This is a genomic window from Kribbella sp. NPDC004536, assembly GCF_042873835.1.
Classification (GTDB): Bacteria; Actinomycetota; Actinomycetes; order Propionibacteriales; family Kribbellaceae; genus Kribbella.
This window is the reverse complement of the sequence record NZ_JBIALY010000001.1, coordinates 271330-291061: the sequence shown is the minus strand read 5'-3', so window position 1 is coordinate 291061 and position 19732 is coordinate 271330. Positions and strand designations below refer to the sequence as shown.

Annotated in this window: 23 protein-coding genes and 1 tRNA gene; 11 read left to right on the top strand and 13 right to left on the bottom strand. The window is 67.9% G+C overall.

The features are described 5' to 3' along the window. The first annotated feature begins 9 nt into the window (after positions 1-9). Complete coding sequence (locus tag ACFYRU_RS01435; RefSeq protein WP_387651723.1) at positions 10-675, top strand: response regulator; 666 nt, start codon at positions 10-12, stop codon at positions 673-675. A gap of 3 nt (positions 676-678) precedes the next feature. Here ACFYRU_RS01435 and ACFYRU_RS01430 read toward each other — a convergent pair whose 3' ends face one another. Further along, complete coding sequence (locus ACFYRU_RS01430) at positions 679-990, bottom strand: zinc-binding dehydrogenase (RefSeq protein ID WP_387657972.1); 312 nt, start codon at positions 988-990, stop codon at positions 679-681. Here ACFYRU_RS01430 and ACFYRU_RS01425 point away from each other — a divergent pair. Beyond that, positions 904-1077, top strand: coding sequence for a hypothetical protein (locus ACFYRU_RS01425; RefSeq protein ID WP_387651721.1), 174 nt, complete (start codon positions 904-906; stop codon positions 1075-1077). The genes ACFYRU_RS01430 and ACFYRU_RS01425 overlap by 87 nt on opposite strands. Before the next feature lie 23 nt (positions 1078-1100). Here the strand turns inward: ACFYRU_RS01425 and ACFYRU_RS01420 are convergent, their stop codons facing one another. Further along, positions 1101-1601, bottom strand: a complete 501-nt coding sequence (locus tag ACFYRU_RS01420; protein WP_387651719.1) for an alcohol dehydrogenase catalytic domain-containing protein — start codon at positions 1599-1601, stop codon at positions 1101-1103. A gap of 105 nt (positions 1602-1706) precedes the next feature. On the opposite strand from ACFYRU_RS01420, the gene ACFYRU_RS01415 reads away from it, so the two are divergent. Both ACFYRU_RS01415 and ACFYRU_RS01410 read left to right on the top strand, forming a co-directional pair. After that, positions 1707-2111, top strand: a complete 405-nt coding sequence (locus ACFYRU_RS01415; protein WP_387651716.1) for a winged helix-turn-helix transcriptional regulator — start codon at positions 1707-1709, stop codon at positions 2109-2111. Further along, on the top strand, positions 2108-2716 hold the full coding sequence (locus ACFYRU_RS01410) for a DUF2064 domain-containing protein (protein WP_387651715.1): 609 nt from the start codon (positions 2108-2110) through the stop codon (positions 2714-2716). The genes ACFYRU_RS01415 and ACFYRU_RS01410 overlap by 4 nt, the downstream gene beginning before the upstream one ends. A gap of 883 nt (positions 2717-3599) precedes the next feature. Here ACFYRU_RS01410 and ACFYRU_RS01405 read toward each other — a convergent pair. Both ACFYRU_RS01405 and ACFYRU_RS01400 read right to left on the bottom strand, forming a co-directional pair. After that, positions 3600-4145 carry an NUDIX hydrolase gene (locus ACFYRU_RS01405; protein WP_387651712.1) on the bottom strand — a complete coding sequence of 182 codons (546 nt, stop codon included), beginning with the start codon at positions 4143-4145 and terminating at the stop codon, positions 3600-3602. A 69-nt stretch (positions 4146-4214) separates the two neighbouring features. After that, complete coding sequence (locus ACFYRU_RS01400) at positions 4215-5525, bottom strand: zinc-dependent metalloprotease (RefSeq protein ID WP_387651710.1); 1311 nt, start codon at positions 5523-5525, stop codon at positions 4215-4217. Between the two features lie 304 nt (positions 5526-5829). Here ACFYRU_RS01400 and ACFYRU_RS01395 point away from each other — a divergent pair, with 304 nt between their 5' ends. From ACFYRU_RS01395 to ACFYRU_RS01375, 5 genes are read left to right on the top strand one after another with little or no spacing between them, the layout of a single operon-like run. Beyond that, complete coding sequence (locus tag ACFYRU_RS01395) at positions 5830-6255, top strand: molybdenum cofactor biosynthesis protein MoaE (RefSeq protein WP_387651708.1); 426 nt, start codon at positions 5830-5832, stop codon at positions 6253-6255. Positions 6256-6285: 30 nt separating this feature from the next. Beyond that, complete coding sequence (locus ACFYRU_RS01390) at positions 6286-6558, top strand: hypothetical protein (RefSeq protein ID WP_387651706.1); 273 nt, start codon at positions 6286-6288, stop codon at positions 6556-6558. Then, a complete protein-coding gene (locus ACFYRU_RS01385; RefSeq protein WP_387651703.1) occupies positions 6555-7592 on the top strand; it encodes a PDZ domain-containing protein in 1038 nt (345 codons plus the stop codon). Before ACFYRU_RS01390 ends, ACFYRU_RS01385 begins: the two co-directional genes overlap by 4 nt. Before the next feature lie 43 nt (positions 7593-7635). Then, on the top strand, positions 7636-8253 hold the full coding sequence (locus ACFYRU_RS01380) for a PPA1309 family protein (RefSeq protein WP_387651700.1): 618 nt from the start codon (positions 7636-7638) through the stop codon (positions 8251-8253). Continuing rightward, a complete protein-coding gene (locus ACFYRU_RS01375; protein ID WP_387651698.1) occupies positions 8250-11219 on the top strand; it encodes a UPF0182 family protein in 2970 nt (989 codons plus the stop codon). Before ACFYRU_RS01380 ends, ACFYRU_RS01375 begins: the two co-directional genes overlap by 4 nt. An 84-nt stretch (positions 11220-11303) precedes the next feature. Here ACFYRU_RS01375 and ACFYRU_RS01370 read toward each other — a convergent pair whose 3' ends face one another. Together ACFYRU_RS01370 and ACFYRU_RS01365 are read right to left on the bottom strand one after the other, a co-directional pair. Further along, the gene (locus ACFYRU_RS01370; protein ID WP_387651695.1) at positions 11304-11822 is read right to left on the bottom strand and encodes a hypothetical protein; all 519 of its coding nucleotides are present in this window, start codon (positions 11820-11822) and stop codon (positions 11304-11306) included. 159 nt (positions 11823-11981) lie between these two features. Further along, positions 11982-12947, bottom strand: a complete 966-nt coding sequence (locus ACFYRU_RS01365) for a GNAT family N-acetyltransferase (protein WP_387651693.1) — start codon at positions 12945-12947, stop codon at positions 11982-11984. A gap of 105 nt (positions 12948-13052) precedes the next feature. Here ACFYRU_RS01365 and ACFYRU_RS01360 point away from each other — a divergent pair. Next, a tRNA-Met gene (locus ACFYRU_RS01360) sits at positions 13053-13126 on the top strand. Between the two features lie 75 nt (positions 13127-13201). Here ACFYRU_RS01360 and ACFYRU_RS01355 read toward each other — a convergent pair. After that, complete coding sequence (locus ACFYRU_RS01355) at positions 13202-13633, bottom strand: RpiB/LacA/LacB family sugar-phosphate isomerase (protein WP_387651690.1); 432 nt, start codon at positions 13631-13633, stop codon at positions 13202-13204. A gap of 46 nt (positions 13634-13679) precedes the next feature. On the opposite strand from ACFYRU_RS01355, the gene ACFYRU_RS01350 reads away from it, so the two are divergent. Continuing rightward, positions 13680-14450, top strand: coding sequence for an SDR family NAD(P)-dependent oxidoreductase (locus ACFYRU_RS01350; RefSeq protein WP_387651688.1), 771 nt, complete (start codon positions 13680-13682; stop codon positions 14448-14450). Between the two features lie 10 nt (positions 14451-14460). On the opposite strand, the gene ACFYRU_RS01345 is transcribed toward ACFYRU_RS01350, so the two are convergent. The 6 genes from ACFYRU_RS01345 to ACFYRU_RS01320 form a co-directional block, all read right to left on the bottom strand. After that, entirely contained in the window at positions 14461-16155 is a 1695-nt protein-coding gene (locus tag ACFYRU_RS01345; protein ID WP_387651685.1) for a protease pro-enzyme activation domain-containing protein, read from the bottom strand. Between the two features lie 65 nt (positions 16156-16220). After that, a complete protein-coding gene (locus ACFYRU_RS01340; RefSeq protein WP_387651683.1) occupies positions 16221-16544 on the bottom strand; it encodes a putative quinol monooxygenase in 324 nt (107 codons plus the stop codon). 49 nt (positions 16545-16593) lie between these two features. Then, positions 16594-17550 carry a proline racemase family protein gene (locus ACFYRU_RS01335; protein ID WP_387651681.1) on the bottom strand — a complete coding sequence of 319 codons (957 nt, stop codon included), beginning with the start codon at positions 17548-17550 and terminating at the stop codon, positions 16594-16596. Positions 17551-17623: 73 nt separating this feature from the next. Next, positions 17624-17821: a hypothetical protein gene (locus ACFYRU_RS01330; protein ID WP_387651679.1), complete on the bottom strand. Its 198-nt coding sequence runs from the start codon at positions 17819-17821 to the stop codon at positions 17624-17626. A gap of 216 nt (positions 17822-18037) precedes the next feature. Then, on the bottom strand, positions 18038-18796 hold the full coding sequence (locus ACFYRU_RS01325; protein ID WP_387651677.1) for an ABC transporter permease: 759 nt from the start codon (positions 18794-18796) through the stop codon (positions 18038-18040). 10 nt (positions 18797-18806) lie between these two features. Beyond that, a complete protein-coding gene (locus ACFYRU_RS01320; protein ID WP_387651675.1) occupies positions 18807-19706 on the bottom strand; it encodes an ATP-binding cassette domain-containing protein in 900 nt (299 codons plus the stop codon). Positions 19707-19732: the final 26 nt, after the last annotated feature.

Below are 19732 nucleotides of genomic sequence, written 5' to 3'. Positions count from 1 at the left end.
GGGCAGATCATGAGCGGACCAATCTCGGTCGTCGTTGTCGACGGCCACACCCTGACCAGATACGGGCTCGTCGGACTTGTCAGCGCCGACGCGGAGATCACCGTCGTCGGCGAGTGCGGTCTCGCCGCGGAGGCGCCCGCCCGGATCGCGGCCACTCATCCGGATGTCGTGGTGCTCGACGTGGTGCTACCGGACGCCGACGGCCTTCGGCTCGCCCGGGAGTTACGCGATCGGCACTCGTCGCTCGGCATCGTCGTACTGACGTCGCACGACGAGGACGACGTTCTCTTCCGCGCGCTGGAGACCGGGGTGTCCGCGTTCGTGGCCAAGACCGCCCCGAACACCGAGGTGCTCGGGGCGATCCGGCATGCCGCTGTGGCGGCGGCGTCCTTCACCGCGACAGGCCTCGCGTCGGCTCTCGCCCGGCGGGGACAGGCCACCCTGCCGACTGTCTGCTCCCTCGCACTGAGCCCGAGGGAGCAGGAAGTTCTGTCGTTGCTGGCGACCGGCCAGTCTGTCCCGGCCATCGCGGGCTCGATGTACGTGAGCCTGTCGACAGCGAAGACCTACGTCGCCCGGCTGTACGAGAAGTTGGGCGCTACCAATCGTGCCAACGCGATCATGACCGCTCTGCGGCTCGGCCTCATTACTACTGAGTTGTCGGCGATCGCTTGATGCCTACGGCATCAGTACCAGACGACCGCGGACCCCTCCCTCCGCGAGTCGTTTGTAGGCCTGCAGGGCGTTGCTGAGCTCGTAGGTGTCGGCGACCCGCGTTGAGATCACCTTGGTTTCTACGAGACGTGTGAGCTCCTCCAGCTCCTTGCGGTTCGCGTGGATGAATAGTTGCTCCACCGTGATGCCTCTCAGGTGAGGGGGTCGCGGACCGCCTAGCAGGTGAACGTGTTGGCCTCCGTTGCGGACTGCTTCCTGTGCACCGATTCCGACGATCGCTGCGTCCACCACGCCGTCAACGCCTATCGGTGCGATTCGTCGTACCGCAGCTGCCAGGTCGTGGTTGCGGTCGACGAAGTGGTCCGCGCCGAGTTGACGTACGAGCTCTTCGTCGGCCGCTGATGCGCTGGCGATGACTGTCTTGTCTAGGTGCTGGCCAGTTCGACGGCGTAGCCGCCGACGCCGCCTGCGGCTCCCGTGATGAGTACGGTCTCGCCACGGATCGCTTTGACCGCCTGCAGGGCTGTGAGGCCGTTCAGTCCGTACGTTGCTGCGCTCTCGAGCTCCATGCCCTGTGGGGCCGGAGTGACTGTGTCTGCGTTGAGTACGACGTACTCCGCATGCGTCTTGAGGGTCTGCGCCAGCAGGTCAGCCACGCCGACGACCGGGGTGCCGCGCTGAAACTGAGCACCTGGTCCGACGGCATCCACAACGCCGGCGACGTCCCAGCCGAGGCCGTACTGCTCCCGCGCTGCCGTCAGGCCGTAGTCGACCGGGGCGCCGCTGCTGACCGCCAGGTCCACCGGGTTGACCGCCGCCGCGGTCACCCTGATCCGTACCTGGCCCGCGGCCGGCTCGGGTACGTCGGTCTCGATCAGCTCGATCGTGTCCGGCCCGTCGAGCCGCCGGGCTACCAGTGCGCGCATATCGTTCTCTCCTTGATTCGTGGGTGTGAGCGCACCACTGTGGGAGAGCTACTCTCTGGTGGGAAGTACGTACTTCGGAGTGCGTACCGCACGAGGAGGAGAGCCATGCCGACCCGTACCGCCGCCCAACGCCGGGAGGACGCTGCCCGCGAGTACGACTCGTTCCTGGCGACCTGCCCGGCTCGGCAGCTGCTCGACCGGATCAGCGACAAGTGGGTGACGCTCGTGCTGACGGCGCTCGCTGACGGCCCCCAGCGGTACTCCGACCTGTCCCGCCGGATCGCCGGAGTCAGCCAGAAGATGCTCACCCAGACGCTGCGCTCGTTGGAACGGGACGGCCTGCTGACGCGCTCGGTCACCCCGTCGGTGCCGGTCCGCGTCGACTACGAACTCTCACCGCTGGGCGGCACGCTGATGCCCCTCATCTCCGCCATCAAGTCCTGGGCCGACGGGCACATGCCCGAGGTTGCGGCCGCCCGCGACGCGTACGACCTGAGCGCTCCCGCATGACGGATCGCCGAGTCGTTGTCGTCGTCGTACCAGGCCATGGTACGTGGGCGCCGCCGGGCCGGGATCCCGACGCGTGGCGGCTGGCGTTGGCCGAGGACACGTACGAGGTGCTGGCCGCTCTGGACCGGGTCGAGGTCGCCGTCGCGGTTGCTGGTGACGACAGGGCCGTGGCCGAGATGAGCGCGTTGACCTGGCCCGGAACGCCGACGTACGCCGTCGATCCTGCGAGGCCCGTGCTGCACGCGGTGGAGCTCGCCGGGCCGGCTGCGGCAGTCGTTGCGGTGTCGTACGACGTGCCTGATCTGCCGGGGCTGTTGATCGGCAAGTTGTTCCGGGCGCTTGCGCACGCCGATGTCGCGGTGACGCCCGCCGAGGACGGCACGGTGGCGGCGATCGGCGTGAGTGTGCCTGTCGCGGACTGGGTGGGCGAACTCGCACCCACTTTCGACACGCCACTCGCCGAACTGGAAGCCCGCAAGCCCCGTCGGCACGCCGTCGCGGTCGGGCCTGGTTGGCACCGTCTGCGATCGAATGCTGACTTAGCGCGACTGGATCCGGGGCTTGAGGGTTGGGACGCGACAAGATCCATACTTCGTCACTCCTGAGCCGTCACCTTCTTCTCGGCCGCTCGTTCACCATGCAGCAGGGACTTCGGGGGAAGCCCGGCACACCTCGCCGATGCCGTTCAGGGGCGGTACGCGACGAACCCAGCCGCATCGGGGGGATGCGGCGGCAACACAACGGGGACCGCGCCGACAACGGCGAAGAGGCACGGGGGACGCAACACCAACGGGGAACCATCGCAAGCGGGGGGAGCAGCGGCAGCGGCGGTTCACCGGGGGACGCTGAACCAACGGAGCAGGCGGAGCCACCGCGAACGGGGGAGCAGTAACGGCGGGGGTTCACGGGGACGCTGAATGAACGGGGGCACGGGGGTACGCGCGGGGGAGCAGCGGTCGCGGCGGTTCACGGGGAACGCTGAGCAACGGGTCACGGGGACGCAACACCAACGGGGACGCAACACCAACGGGGAAGCATCGCAAGCGGGGGAGCCGCGGCAGCGGCGGTTCACCGGGGGAGGCTGAACCAACGGAGCACGGCGGAGCCACCGCGAACGGGGGAGCAGTAACGGCGGGGGTTGACGGGGACGCTGAATGAACGGGGGCACGGGGGTACGCACGGGGGAGCAGCGGTAGCGGCGGCTCACGGGTCACGCTGAGCAACGGGTCACGGGGACGCAACACCAACGGGGACGTAACGCAAGCGGGGAGCCGTGACAGCGGCGGTTCACCGGGGATGCTGAAGCGACGGGGCACGGGGGAGTACGCACGGGGAGCAGTAACAGCGGGGATTACGGGGAAGCAATGCCATTCGGGGGCACGGGGAGCGGTATCGGTGGGGGAAGCAGAGCGGGGTGGGGGTGCTCTGTGGTGGGGAGGTGGGCCGGCTGACTTGGGCCGGCCCACAGGTTTTGTCCGCGAATCCCTGTCAGAGTTGGGGTATGCGCTGAAGTGCGCGCGCCGCGAGGGCTTGGACGCTTGTGTCCGTGTCCTGTGGGAGAGCGTCGAGGGCGAACCAGGCGAGGTCGTCCGACTCGTCGCTGACGACGTACTGCGTGTCCGTAGTTGCCGTCACCAGGAACTGGACGTCGAGGTGGTACGCGTCGGCGCATCCGCCCGCTTCAAGTAGGTGGCGTGAGAGCTGGAGGGGCTGCGAGCTGACCGTCAGACCGGTCAAACCGGACTCCTCGGTTGCTTCACGGAGCGCCGCGCCGGCCAGCGTGGTGTCGCCGGGCTCGCAATGCCCACCGAGCTGAAGCCAGCGGCCGACGGTCTTGTGCAACGTCAGCAGCGTCTTCTCGCCGAGCCCATCAACTACCAGCGCACTGGCTGTCACATGCTCCGGCCGACACGTCCGCCACATCCCATCCGCATGCTCAGCCAAGTGCCGCAGGTAGTGCACCCGCAACTCCTCCTGCCCAGGATCCGGCGCCTCCCACCCCTCCAAAACCCGAACCGCGTCCCCACGAAGCATGCCCCCAGTGTCCCGTGCGCCATCTCCCGCCACACACCCGGGACCCACCGGCACGATCCCGTGCGTCAGCTACTTGGGGGTGTCGCCGGAGTTGTCCTGAGGGTCAGAGGGGTCGGCGGGGTCGTCCAGGAAGTCGGTGATGTCGATGTTGGCTAGTTCGCCGGCGTGTTGGGCGAAGCCGATGGGGTCGTCGAGGTCGCTGGTGCTGGGCATCAGGTCGGGGTGGGACCACAGGTTGTCGCGGCCTTCGACACCGCGGGCGTCGCGGACGGCTGCCCAGAGGTTGGCGGCGTCGCGGAGGCGGCGCGGGCGGAGTTGGAGACCGACCAGGGTGGCGAACGTCTGCTCGGCGGGGCCTCCGGCGGCGCGGCGGCGGCGTACCGTCTCGGAGAGCTGAACGGCGGCGGGCATCCGGTCCTTGGTGGCTTCGCGTACGACGTCGTCGACCCAGCCTTCGACCAGGGCGAGTGTGGTCTCGAGGCGGACCAGGGCAGCCTTCTGCTGCTCGGAGTCCTCGGGCTCGAAGAGACCGCCGGCGAGGGCCTCCTGCATGGCTTCCGGGTTCTGCGGGTCGATGTCGGCCATCGCGCGCTCGATCTTGCCGGTGTCGACCTCGATCCCGGCCGCGTAGTCGGCGACCGCGGCGAGCAGGTGCTGCCGCAACCACGGGACACCGGCGTACAGCCGCTGGTGGGCGACCTCGCGGAGCGCCAGGTACAGCCGGACGTCCTCGTCGGTCAGCCCCAGACCCTCGGCGAACTTCGCGACGTTGTCCGGCAGCAGGATTGCCTGACCGGTCGGGCCGAGCGGCAGGCCGATGTCGGACGAGCTGACCACTTCGCCGGCGAGCTCGCCGAGGCCCTGCCCGACCTGGGCGCCGAACACCGAGCCGCCCAGTTGCCGCAGCATCCCGGCCATCGGACCGGCGAACTGCTGCGCCTCGGCGGGCAGCGCGTTGCCCATCGCACCGGCGACGTGCTCGGCCACCGGGTCGACGATGGTCTGCCAGACCGGGAGCGTGTTCTCGACCCACTCGGCGCGGCTCCACGCCTGCGAGGTCGCGGAGACCTCGGGCAATGTGGTCGCGTCGTCCAGCCAGTGCTCGGCGAGCCGGACCGCGTCGGCGACCCGGTCGCCGTCGGTCGCGGTCATCGACCGGTCCCCGGCGGCGGAGACCGTCTTGCGGGCGATGTCCTTGGCCAGGTCCCAGTTCACCGGCTTGCCGTCGGCCGAACCGCTGAGCAGTTGCTGGACCTGCGCGAAGATCGCGTTCAGGTCCGGGGTGCCGCCCGCGCCGGCCGCACCGGAGAACTGCTGGAACATGGCCTCGAACGGCGTGCCCTTGAAGGGGTTGTCCGGGTTTTCCGGTTCGTCGCTCATCGGAGGGCCTTCCTGTGCGGGTGGGGCGTACTACTCCAAACGTACTGGTTCGATCCACGAGTTCCGCGCCCGGTGAACTGTTCACGCCTGGTGTTCGCCGCGAGCTGAGCCGGGGGACGGTCCGGCAACTAGGTGAAGAGGGCAACAGTCTCTCCCGGTATACGCCGGGACACACAGCGCAGCGCCCGTTGACGCCGAAGCGGTAGGCGGTGTCGGGGAAATGCGGGGTTGGAGGGAGAATTGCGCTGCGGGGAATGGAATGGTGTGGTCTGCAGGTGGGGGACCCGGCGGGAATGAGGAAGCGATGAGCGACGCGATCAGGCTGCTGGACATCCGCGACGGCGCGTTGTCGAGCGACGAGGTGCTGGCTGCTGTCGCCGATCCGACGGCGGGTGGAACTGCGCTTTTCATCGGCACTGTGCGCAACCACGACCAGGAGAAGCCGGTCGACCGGCTCAGCTACGAGGCGCATCCGGACGCGATCGAGCATCTCCGGAAGGTCGCGCAGCGTGTTTGTGACGACCCCGCGGTGACTGCGCTGGCGGCCGTTCACCGGACCGGAGACCTCGTCATCGGGGACGCCGCGGTGATCGTCGCGGTGGCCGCATCGCACCGCGATGTCGCCTTCGCGGCCTGCCGGCAGCTGATCGACGACCTCAAGGCAGAGGTCCCGATTTGGAAACACCAGCACTTCGCCGACGGTGGCAGCGAGTGGGTCGGCGCTCACTGACCCGTACGCTGGGCGCATGAAGGTGGCCGGATGAAGGTTTTGGCGTGGCTGGCGTTCCCGCTGGTCGCCACGCTGCTCGCGATGTGCTGGGCAGCCTGGCGCGGCTGGCGCACCCGTGAGCCACGCCGGTCCGGTGGCCCTTTCGCGTCGGTGGACGAGTTCCGCCGCTTCAACGCAGCGCTCGCCGCGCCGGGCCCGCGGGCCACTCCGGAACGCCGGCGGGGCCTGGGTCGTCGTAACCATCAGCCGGTCTCCGAGGACCGTGGCTCCGGCTCCACCAAGATCGCAGGGCAGGGTTCGTGACACGTCGTACCGCCACATTGGTCACCTCGATCGTCGTGCTCGTCGTCTCGTTGGGGCTGGTGACCGCGTTCCCGGTGCCGTTCGTCTCGTTCAGCCCCGGACCGGTCAAGGACACGCTCGGATCGGCGAAGAGCAAGCCGGTCATCGAGATCACCGGCCACGAGACCTTCCCGACGTCGGGCCAGCTGGACCTGACCACGGTGTCGGTGACTTCGCCGGACCGGCAGTTGACGCTTCCGCAGGCGATGCGGAACTGGCTCGACCCGCACCACGACTTGTTCCCGCGCGACATCATCTATCCGCCGAGCCAGAGCGCCGACGAGGTCGAACAGCAGAACACCGCGGAGATGACCGGGTCCCAGGACAGTGCGGTCGCGGCGGCGCTGCAGGCGGCGAACGTCCCGTTCCACACGAAGGTGTCGACGGTCGCGGACAAGTCGCCGGCCGAGGGCAAGCTGAAGCCCGGTGACCTGATCCTGGCCGTCGACGGCCAGGCCGTGACGCAGGTCCCGCAGGTCGGTGAGTTCGTCCGCAAACACAAGGTCGGCCAGAGCGTCGTCTTCCTGATCCGGCGCGGCACCGCCGAGCAGACCGTCGAGCTGAAGACCGCCGCGACGCCCGGCGAGGAGACCCGTCCGATGGTCGGGATCACGATCGGTGTCGACTCGCAGGTGAAGGTGACGGTCAACCTCGGCCAGGACATCGGCGGCCCGAGCGCGGGCACTGCGTTCGCGCTGGCCATCTACGACAAGCTGACGCCGGGCGCACTGCTGAACGGCAAGCACGTCGCCGGCACGGGCACGATCGACGCACTCGGCCAGGTCGGCGCGATCGGCGGCATCCAGCAGAAGATCGCCGGCGCCAAGAACGACGGCGCCACCATCTTCCTGGTCCCGGCGCCGAACTGTGAGGCCGCGTTGCACGCGGACGTCAATGGCATCCAGTTGGTGAAGATCAGCACGCTGAAGGACGCGATCAGCGCCCTGCAGGCGGTCACCACCGGCAAGGGGGACGTCCCGTCGTGCAGCCAGTGAGCAACCTGAACGAACCGGCGAGCCGAAGGGAAGAACAGCCGGCATGGATTCCGTAGGCACGCTGCCTCCTGACGCGCTCAGCCGCGCGGTGGTCGAGATCGAGAAGCACGTGAGCGGCGCGGGCTGGGACCAGCCCGCGCAGTTGTTCGCGCTGGTCCCGACCGCCGAACTGCTCCGCGCCGAACCCCAACTGGCCGCCGAACTCGGCGCCGAGGACGCCTCCCAGCCACTGACCCCGGTGGCCCAGGGCGAGCTTCCCGGTGGCGTCGACGACGAAAACCTCGCCGACACGCTGGGCCGGATCGAGTGGCCTGACGGAGTCGCCGGCTGCGCCCTGGCGATCGAGCGGATCGTGCTGCCCGCGGCGGCAGAGTCCGGCCTGTCCAGCGTCGAGTCGGACGCCGACCTCGCCCGGCTGGCCGGTAGCGATCCGCGCCGGCACGAGGTCCGGATGGTCGCGGCCGTGCTGCGTGACGGGGACCGTTTCGGCGCGGTCCGGTTGCGCGCACATGACGAGGACAGTGCAGTGCTCACCGGCGCCGACTTGGTCCCCACGCTGTGCGAAGTACTGTCATTGACATTCGAACCTTCGGCCGGCAGCCGGTCGGGCGAAGGTCCTGGGGTCGACGGCGTGAGCGACGACGAGGAGAAGCGACCATGAGCGACGGCGTCTACGACATGCCTGAGGAGCCGCCCGCCCGGAGGATGCGACGGCCGGGCGGCCGTCCGCGCGCGCTGCTGCCGACGATCGCGACACTGATCGTGCTGCTGATCCTCTTCAGTGTCTTCACCGACGTCTGGACCCAGCGGCTCTGGTATAGGTCGGTGGACCTGGGCTCGGTGTTCAGCACGGTGCTCGGCACGCGGGTGCTGCTGTTCGTGGTGGTCGGCCTGCTGATGGCGGTCGCCGTCGTCGCGAACGTCGTCGTTGCGTTCCGCACCCGTCCGCGGGTCGCGCTCGCACCGTCGCCGAGCCCAGGATTCGAGCGGTACGGCGATCTGCTCCAGCAGCACGGGAAGATCGCGGTCGGTGTGGTCGCCACGCTGATGCTGATCTTCGGCGGCTCGGCAGCGTCGGGGGAGTGGAAGACCTTCCTGGCGTGGAAGAACCGCACACCGTTCGGCGTCACCGACCAGCACTTCAACAAAGACATCTCGTTCTTCGTCTTCGACTACCCGTGGCTGCGCGTGCTGCTCGGCTTCGGCTATTCGATCGTGCTGCTGTCGCTGGTGGCTGCCATCATCACGCACTACCTGTACGGCGGATTCCGCCCGTCGGCCAAGGGGCAGAAGGCCTCCGGCGCGGCGCAGGTGCAGTTCTCGGTGTTGCTGGGGCTGCTCGTGCTGCTCAAGGCGTTCAGCTACTGGCTCGACCGCTACGGCCTCACGACCAACGACGGAAGGCTCTTCACCGGTATCTCCTACACCGGCGACAACGCGATCCTGCCGAGCAAGGAGATCCTGGCAGTCATCGCGGTTCTCTGCGCCGGCCTGTTCTTCGCGAATGTGGTGCGCCGGACCTGGCTGCTTCCCGGCGTCGGCACGGTCGTACTGATCCTCTCGGCGATCCTCCTCGGTGCGCTCTGGCCGGCCGCCCTGCAGCAGTTGCGGGTCCGCCCGAGCGAGCCGGTGAAGGAAGGGCCGTACATCAGCAAGAACATCGCGGCCACGCGCCAGGCGTACAACCTCGAGAACACGGAGATCACCGAGTATCAGGCGAAGAGCACGGCTCAGCCGAGTGAGCTCACCGCGGACGCGGACGTCCTGCCCGGCATCCGGCTGATCGACCCGACGGTGATCGGTCCGACCTTCGAGCAGTTGCAGCAGGTCCGTGGGTTCTACTCCTTCCCGACCGACCTCGACGTCGACCGGTACCGGATCAAGGACAAATCCCAGGACACCGTCATCGCGGCCCGGGAGGTCCAGATCGACCGGCTGCCGGCCGGTCAGCGGAACTGGAACAACGACCACACGGTCTACACCCACGGCTACGGCGTGGTCGCCGCGAACGGGAACCAGCGGGCCACCGACGGCACGCCGGTCTGGACCGAGAAGGACCTGCCACCGCAGGGGCAGCTCGGCGACTACGAACCGCGGATCTACTTCGGTGAGCAGTCGCCGGACTACTCGATCGTCGGTGCGCCGGCGGGCTCCGCGCCGGTCGAGCTGGACACCCCGGAAGGCACCAAGGGCGGCGACCCGACGCTGAACACCTACAACGGCAAGGGTGGGGTCAAGGTCGGCTCGTTCTTCAATCGGTTGCTCTACGCAACCAAGTTCCGGGACGCGAACATCCTGCTGTCCAGCCGGGTGAACGCCGACTCGAAGATCCTCTACGACCGCACCCCGCGCGAGCGGGTCGAAAAGGCCGCGCCGTGGCTGACGCCGGACGGCGACCCGTACCCGGCGGTCGTCGACGGCCAGGTGGTCTGGATCGTCGACGGCTACACCACCTCGGACAACTACCCGTACTCCGAGAAGGTCGGCCTGGACACCAGCACCCGGGACACCACGACCGGGCGCGGCACGATCGCCCAGCAGCCGAGCGAGAAGATCAACTACATCCGGAACTCGGTCAAGGCGGTCGTCAACGCGTTCGACGGCTCGGTCGAGCTGTACGCCTGGGACGACAAGGACCCGGTGCTGAAGACCTGGATGAAGGCCTTCCCGGGCACGGTGAAGCCGCGCTCGGACATCTCCCCGGCGCTGATGGCACACCTGCGCTACCCGGAGGACATGTTCAAGGTGCAGCGCGACCTGCTCGCGAAGTACCACGTGCAGGACGCCGGCACCTGGTACCAGAACAGCGACCTGTGGCGCGTTCCGGCCGACCCGACCGCGGTGGCGACCGGCAGCGACTCGTCCAGTCAAATCAGTCAGCCTCCCTTCTACCTCTCGTTGCGGATGCCGGACCAGAGCGATCCGAAGTTCTCGCTGACGTCGGTCTACGTACCGAACGGTGAACGGGAGAACCTCACGGCATTCATGGCTGTCGACTCCGAGGCGACCTCCCCGGACTACGGCAAGTTCCGAATACTTCGATTGCCGGCGAACCTGCAGGTGCCTGGTCCGGGGCAGGTGTACAACAAGTTCCAGACCGACGAAGGCATCAGAGCGGCGTTGCTGCCGATCAACCAGCAGAACAGCGGCGCCAGAGCCCAGTTCGGAAACCTGCTGACACTGCCGCTCGGTGGTGGCTTGCTCTACGTCCAGCCGGTCTACTCGTCGCGGACCAGCGGGCCGGGTAACTACCCCGTCCTGCGCTACGTCCTGGTGTCCTTCGGGGACAACGTCGCCTACGGCTCGACGTTGCAGGAAGCCCTTGGCAAGGTGTTCAACACCAACGTCGACACGGGCGAGAACCCGCCGGGCACCAAGAACCCACCGGCACAGACGAACCAGACGGTGAAACAGGCCCTCGCCGATGCACAGGCCGCCTGGACGCGGGCACAGGACGCCCTCAAGAAGGGCAACCTCGCCGAGTACCAGAACCAGCTGAACCAGATGAAGCAGGCGCTCGACCGGGCATCTGCCGGTGCGGCTGTCACGCCTACGCCCACACCGAAACCGTCCGGCAGTCCGTCGTCGTCGACGACACCGTCGACAACACCGTCAGCGGGCGGCTGACCCGTAGGGCACTCCCGGGGCGGCGACACCGACACCAGTCGGGTCGCCGCCCCGTTCGTCTGTCCGGGGTGGTTGCCTACGGCATCAGGATGCTTCCGGGTGGAACCCGGCCGCGGTGTCGAGCACGTCCTCGTCGGTGAAGCGGTCGTGGTCGATCGTCACCTCGGCCGCGACGCCCGGTTCGACGAAGTAGAACACCTCGTCGCCCGCGAACAGGCCGTCGTACCCACCGACCTTGACCGGGGTGAGCTGCCAGCCCGGATCCCGCTCCTCGTACGCCACGAGGAAGTCCTTCAAGGCCTCGAGGTCGGTGAGCTTCTCACCACGGATCGTCTTCACCGTCAGGTCGACCTTGAACGCGCCGTTTTCGTCCGGGCCGGTCTCCCAGACCCGGCTGTGGAACGACACGTCCTCCCACTCGTACTCGAAGTCGCTCGGCGTGCCGATGCCGTCGGGCAGGTTCTCGATCACGAAGCCGTCCAAGGTGTCAGCCCTCTGCTCGGTCGATGGGGATCCGGATACGGCGGAGTACGTCGCCGCGGTTGCCGCGTCGGCGGTCGTCGCGAGGCAGAGGCAGGCCAGGACCACCACGCTCCCGGTCACGATACGACGGGCGGACGATACAAACGATGAACGTGACATGACAGCCTCCTGGGACCGGTGGCGTCCCGCCGGGTGCGAGACGCCTTTCGTGTCCAAGAAGGTGCACTGATCGGCCCTCGTCCGGACCGGCGAATTCGAACCTGTGGACAACCGGCCCGATCAGTGCCCGATCAGCCGGTGCAGGCGGTGGAACGTCTGCCGGAACCCGAGCCGCGGCCAGGTTCGCGAGGACAGCAGGTTCGTCACCCGCCAATCCGTCACCACTGACGTGTACCCGGTCTCCGCCGACCACTGCAGTACGGCCTCGCCCAGCGCCCGTCCCGCACCGCGTCCGCGCGCCGACGGCAACACGGCCGCGAAACCGAGGAATCCCGCGTTGTCCGGCTTCGCCAGCCCGCTGTGCGCGCTCGACTTGTCCAGCGAGCAGCCCACCGACGAGCCGATGACCTCACCGTTGTACGAGGCAACGAACGTGGCGTAGTCGTGGTCGTCGATCGACTCCTCCCAGTCGGCCACCGCCTCCTCCAGCGTCGGCACCTCGCCCGACGAGAACACCGGCGACCGCCCCTGGTGCTGGGGCAGTACGAGATCGAGCTCCGCGAGTACAGGGATGTCCGCGCGCGTCGCCCGGCGTACGACGAGATCCTGGGGTGGAGCAGTTGGCGTCGTGGGTACGGCGCGCACCGCGTGCGCGTGCTGCGAGCCGAACGCAAGCCGGAACCACGCGTCGATCAGCTCCGCGTCGTCGGGCACGAGGACGTAGTGCGCGGTGCGGCCGGCGTCGACCCAGCTTTCGGCGGCAGCGCCGTACAGGTCGCGGATGTGTTCTGGCTCACGTACCGCGTGACCGGCGGCCTCGACCCAGACGTTCGGCCCCCAGGTCGGCGACGGTTTAGGTGCTGCGAGCAAGTAACCGGTGACCTCGCCGGCCTCCACCATGACGGCTCCGGACGCGCCTTCGGTCTCCCAGGCCGCGGTGACCTCGGTGAGCGCCAGCCGCTCGTCTTCGTAGTCGGCGGGAAGCAGCGGGTGACGCTTGCGATGCGTCCTGTGCCGCTGGGCGAGCAGGCCGGCCGCGGCCGGCAGATCCGCCTCCTCGAACGGGCGGACGACGTGTCGGGACATACTCCGGACGGTACGCCGCGGAGCCGCCCACAGACACGGGTTTTCGCCGCACCGGGAACCGATTTGGTTGCTCGGCCCGGATCCTCTAAACTAAAGACACAACGACGCGGGGTGGAGCAGCTCGGTAGCTCGCTGGGCTCATAACCCAGAGGTCGCAGGTTCAAATCCTGCCCCCGCTACGGAAGAAGGCCCGGACCATCAGGTCCGGGCCTTCGTTTTGCTGACTAGGTCCTGACCTGGGCGTTTGCCTGGGCTTACTTGCTGACGTGTTCTACGTTCTTGCGGTCTTCTTGGTCCTGGCTGGGCTCGGCGGCGAACCAGGCGTCGAGGATCTCCTTGAGGAGGGGTACTGAAGTCAGTCGCAGGCTGAGCGCCAGTACGTTGGCGTCGTTCCAGCGGCGGGCGCCGTCGGCGGTGTAGGCGTCGGTGCAGAGCGCGGCGCGTACCCCTGGCACCTTGTTGGCCGCGATCGACGCACCTGTGCCGGTCCAGCAGCACACGACCGCCTGGTCCGCGGTGCCGTCGCCGACCTCGCGCGCCGCGGCCTCGGAACACACGGCCCATTGCGGGTCGTCGCCCGGCTTCAAAGCGCCGTACTCGACAACCTCGTGTCCGCGCACTCGCAGGTCCGCGACGAGCGCGCGCGCCACAGGCTCATCCATGTCCGACGAAACCGAGATCCGCATCTTCCGAGCCTAACCGGGGGCGGCGGCGACCCGTGACAATGGTGCGATGGGCATCCTGGACAAGTTCTCGTTAGCTGGGCGTACGGCGTTGGTGACCGGTGGATACCGGGGGCTTGGGTTCGCGTTTGCGAGAGGGTTGGCCGAGGCCGGGGCGGACGTGGTGATCGGCGCACGCGATGCGGCTGCGTCGAAGCGAGCTGCCGAGGAGCTCGCCGCGGCGACCGGACGGACCGTCGTCGGTCTCGGTCTCGACGTCAACGATCGGGCGTCCGGGCAGGCCGCCATCGCGGCGGCGCTGCAGGCGACCGGGCGGTTCGACATTCTGGTGAACAACGCCGGCGCCTGTGTCCACCGGCCGGCGCTCGACGTACCGGATGACGAGTGGGACGCCGTGTTCGCGACGAATGTCGACGGTCTGTGGAAGCTCAGTCAGGAAGCGGCCCGCCATTTCACCACGGTGGGTGGCGGTTCGATCGTCAACGTGGGATCGATCTCGGCGCAAATCGTGAACCGGCCGCAGTGGCAGCCGGCCTACAACGCGTCCAAGGCGGCGGTGCACCAGCTCACCAAGTCGCTGGCCGCGGAGTGGGCGCCGTTGAACATCCGGGTGAATGCGGTTGCCCCCGGTTACGTGAAGACCGAGATGGCGCCGGTCGACGAGCCACAGTTCAAGGCTCGCTGGATCGACGACGCCCCGATGCAGCGGTACGCGGCGCCCGAAGAGATCGCGCCGACGGTCGTGTACCTCGCCTCCGACGCCTCCAGTTTCATGACCGGCTCAGTGGTCGTGATCGACGGCGGCTACACCCTCCACTGAGAGGTGCCAGCTATCCGGCGGCGGCCAGGCGGAGAGCGAGGATGAAGGGGAGGCCGTTGGGGGTTCCCACGCCGGTCACGGTGTCGTAGCCCATGACGGTCACCTGGTCGGTTTCCGCCCGGTTGTGGGAGTCGAAGACGTCGACGGCTGCGCTGTCGGTGTCGTTGGCTGGGGTAAAGGCGGCGCGGTTCTGCTGCGGTGTGGACGCGGGCAGTGGGAGGACGTCGCGGTACGCCGCGGTGCCGTGCATGCGGTAGAGGAGCGGGTTGGCGAAGCCGAAGGCAGTACGCCGGCCTTGCTGTGCGTTGGCGACCATCCCGGCGACCAGTGGTGCGGACAGGCTCGTCCCCGCGTTCACCTGCGTCCGGTAGTGGTTGTCGTCGTCGGTGTAGGCGGTCGCCATGCCCGTGTCGATGTCCCCGAGTGCGGAGATGTCCGGAACGGTACGGTTCACGACGGTCCGTCCGCCGGCCCGGATGTGCGACATCGATGCTGGTACGACGCCCTTCTGGTACGCAGGCTGCGCGTAGACCTCGCTCGTCCCGCCGCCGCCCGACGTCAGGCCGACGTCGCTCCACTTGCCCGAGTCCGGGATCGCGGAGTCGGTCGACCAGCCCGTCTCGAACACCCGGCGGCCCCGGGCGTCGAGGCCCATCGTCGTACCGCCGACCGCGGTCACGAACGGGTCCGACGCGGTGGTCGTCAGGCCTGGCGTGTCGCCGGAGGAGAAGTACAGGCCGACGCCTTCGGCGGCCGCGCGTACGGCGATCGCGTGGACGGTCTGCGGCGGTACCTCGCCGATCGGGATCTGCCAGGAGTTGGACACGATCGAGGCACTCGGACGGCGGCCGTTGCCGTTCAGCACGGCGAGCACCGCGTTCAGCAGAGCCTGGTCTTCGTCGCAGCCCCCACCGACGACCATCAGCTGCTTCGCGTCCGGCGCCATCGCGTACACCGCTTCCGAATCCATCTCGGCCTCGTCGTTGTACGGTGCTGCGCTCCGCGCGTCCTGCCCGCAGCTCGAGCCGCCGACGTGGATCTCCTCGTACTGGTCGGCCTTCGGAGCGGGCAGGTGGTTGCGCCGGGCGTACTCACGCAGCGTCTGGAGCATCTTGTTGGGAGCCAGACTCTCCGTCAGGGCGACTGTCTGCCCCTTGCCGGTGAAGGCCTTGTTTGCTCCGTAGGCGCTGCGCAGTTGCTGAGCGGAATACCCGCAGATCGGCAGGGAGGCCTTGGTGAGCCCGCGGTAAGCCGGCTTGATCGACTGCACATGCTGACCCCAGTACTGCGAGCAGGTCGGCCGCACCGCTTGAGTGGTCGCGGCTGACTGCGAGCTGCCAAGCCCTGTGATGCCAAGAATGCCCGGTGGGGTAGCGGTCAGCCGCCCGGTCGCCGTGATGTACGAGCGGTCGCTACTGACCCGCACGCCGGTCATGCCGTGCCGCTTCAACCAGTCCGCGACCGTCGCGGCCGAGAAGGCGGACGGGCCGAAGCGGGCGATGTACTCGTTGGGGCTCAAGTAGTGATGGAACTCAGGACTGCCAGGCGTCGAGACGGCCGTCGCGAACCGCTCGGCACCGGCCAGGTCCGGCTTCAGCCACACCTGGATCGTCGAGCCGACGTCAGCCTGTGCCGTGGAGGCGGCAGTTGCGCCACTCGCCACCAACGCCGCGCAACCCACCATCGCAACAACAGCTCTGATCACAACATCTCCCCGTTGAGTAATAGCTCGATCACTCTATGACGCTCGAGGAGGTGCTGAGGTTGAGGTCAGTTGACGGCGAGTTCGCCGAGTTCGGACCAGTCGTCCTGCGGGAGTTTGAAGTTGACGATGCGGGGTGTCTCGACCAGGTGTGGCGGCAGGTGCTGCTGAGCGGCCTTGAAGTGGTCGGAGGTCACGTGGTGCGTCGCGGCCTCGTCGTCGGCGAACGCCTCGACCAGTACGTACTCATGCGCATCGTCGAGCGACCGGGACCAGTCGAACCACAGGCAGCCCGGCTCCGCGCGGGTCGCGGCGGTGAAGTCCGCGGTGATGGACGGCCAGTCGTCGGCATGCTCAGGCTTCACACGGAACTTCGCGGTGATGAAGATCATGAGGATCAACCTAGCGGTCACCCGCGGCAAGCTTTGTCGCAATCTGAGATCAGCGCAGCGTGAACCCGGTGCCCAAAGTGTCGCGCGGGTCGAGGGCGAACGTCGCGGTCCCGGTGCGGTACGCGGTGCCGTGCACCTCGGTGATCACGCCCTCCGGGGTCTCGGCGACGACCCGGCCGCGGAACGTCGTACCGACGATGGAGTCGTGGCGCAGAGTCTGGCCGGGACCGAGTCGGCCCTCGTCGTACAGCAGCGCCAGGCGGGCCGATGTACCGGAGCCGCACGGAGAACGGTCCGCCTCGCCGTCGGCGAAGACCGCGAGGTTGCGCTGGTACGGGCCTTCCGCCCAGGAGCCGAGGTCGTCGTACAGGATCGTCCCGTACAGGCCGCTGAGCCGTGGATCGCTCGGGTGTACGGCGACCGGGTCGAGCGCCCACTTGATCTCGCGACCGATCGCGATGAGGTCCGCGTACGACGCCGGTGTCACGGAGAGGCCGACCGACGACGCGGGCACCGAGGCGTAGAACGCACCGCCGTAGCTGATGTCCGCGGTCACTTCACCGCGGGACGTCGACGCCTGCACGGCTCGCCGCAGTACGTACGAGGGAACGTTGCGGAAGGCAACGCCATCAGGGGACACGTGAGCGGTGACTCGTCCGGACGGTACGTCGATGACGACGTCGCCCGGCGGGACGAGGCCGGTGTCGACGGCCCAGGTCGCGAGCGCGATCGTCCCGTGGCCGCAGGCGGTCGAGTACCCGTCCTTGTGCCAGAACACGACGCCGAAGTCGGCGCCGTCGTCGTCAGCCGGTACGACGAATCCGCCGTACATGTCGGCGTGCCCGCGCGGTTCGTTCACGAGCATCCGCCGAACCGCGTCGATCTCGTCGGACGACTGCGCGACGACCCGGCGATCGGCGACCGTAGCGCCGGGGAGCTGCACCGACGTCACGATCCGGAACGGCTCGCCGGCCGTGTGGTAGTCCACGACGCTGACATCTTCCACCCGATCACCCTAGACAGAACAAAGCCGCTGTCGCCCGCAGGGGGCTGACAGCGGCTGGAGCGACCTGAGGAGATCAGGCAGCTTGCGGAATCCGGTTGCGGGCGGCCCAGACTGCTCGGCGCAGTTTGGCCTTGTCGGGGTAGCCGGCCTCGCAGCCGATCACGTACACGTCGTGGCTGCGCATGTTGACCATGCCGGCCACGTACCAGACCGGGCTGCCCTCGGCCAGCATGGTGACGATCATGTTCCGGGTGTCGGTGGTGGTGTTCATTCTGACCCTCTCCTTTGGTCGCTCTTACTGATACGTCGAAGGAGAGAGGCCGGAATCGACACCTGTCTGAAAACAAAAACAGAGCGCCCCGATCGGTGATCGGGGCGCTTGTCCGTGTGGGTCCCGGGGGGATGGGACCACCACACGTTGGGGGGGACTTTGACGTTAACAAGACGAAGGGGTCACGGTCGGTCGAATTCGGTGCGTGTCCGTCGATCACTTGCCGGTACGTCGCCGGTACAGCGAAGTCGCCAGGACGATCGAGAACAGGAGCAGACCAGAACACCACGCCAACGCCAGCCGGCCGTTGTCGCCGAGCGGTGTTCCGATCAGCAGACTGCGGACCGTCTCGATCACCGGGGTGATCGGCTGGTGCTCGCTGATCGGCCTGAGCCACGCAGGCATCGACTCCGGTCGTACGAACGCGCTGCTGAGGTACGGCAGAAACAGCATGATGAAGCTGAGCGCACTGGCCGACTCGACGGACTTGGCGATCACACCGAGAGCAGCCGCAAGCCAGGACAGTGCTACGACGTACAGAAGAAGCAGACCGATCGTCCCTAGCCAGTCCAGCAACCCACCGCTCGGGCGGAAGCCCATGGCGAGCGATGCAACGATGACGATCGCCGTAGAAGTCGCGTTGCGAGCCACGCTCGCCACGACGTGTCCCGTGAGCACGGCGAAGCTGTGGATAGGTAGTGAGCGCAACCGGTCGATCATGCCGCTGTTCATGTCGTCAGCGACCGCCATGGCAGTAGAGGCAGCACCGTACCCAGTAGTGAGCAGGAGAATCCCCGGTACGACGTAGTTCACGTACTCCGTCCCCGTGTCGATAGCGCCGCCGAAGACGTACACGAACAACGCCATCATCAGTAGCGGCAGTAAGAGCGACACGAACAACGTGTCGACGTTCCGCCGCGCCAGCCGGACGCTGCGGGAGATCATGGTCATCGCATCGGCGACTGCATGTGTCATCAGGAACCTCTCAAGCCGTCAGAGCGAGGAAGACGTCGTCCAGCGTCGGCCGGTGCGACGAGACCCGCTCCGGCTCCAGCCCGTTGTCCCGCAGTACGTCGAGCACGTGGTGCAGGTGTGCCGCCGTACCGTCCGACGGGACGTTCAGTACGAGCTCACTGACCACGCCGTCGAGCACACCGTTCGCCTTGAGTACCTGTGCTCCGTCGGCGAAGCGCAGCTCGATCCGCTCGCCACCGATCTGGGTCTTGAGCGCATCCGCCGTACCCTGAGCAACGATCCCGCCTTGGTCGAGCAGCACGATCCGGTCGGCCAGCCGGTCCGCCTCCTCCAGGTACTGCGTGGTGAGCAGGATGGTCGTGCCGTCGCGGACCAGTTCGACGATCGCGTCCCACATCGCCGACCGGCTGGCCGGGTCGAGCCCGGTCGTCGGCTCGTCCAGGAAGATCACCCGCGGTCGCGCGATCAGGCTCATCGCCAGGTCGAGCTTGCGCCGCATGCCGCCGGAGTACGTCTTCACCCGCCGGTCCATCGCGTCGGTCAGCCCGAACTGCTCGAGCAGCTCGCCGGTACGACGTCGCGCCGGGCCGCGGCCAAGGTGCATCAGCCGGCCGACCATCACCAGGTTCTCCCGGCCGGTCTGGTTCTCGTCGACCGCGGCGTACTGCCCGGTCAGGCTGATCGCGCCGCGGACCTTCGCCGGTTCGCGGAGCACGTCGTACCCCGCGACCGTCGCCGTACCGGCATCGGGCCGGGTCAGCGTGGTCAGGATCCGCACCGTGGTGGTCTTGCCCGCGCCGTTCGGACCGAGCAACGCGAGCACGGACCCCTCGGTCACGCTCAGGTCGACCCCGGTCAGCACCTCGGTCGCGCCGTACGACTTCCGTAACCCGGTCGCCTCGACGATCATCGGCCCTCCCTTACTGCGTATTAGGT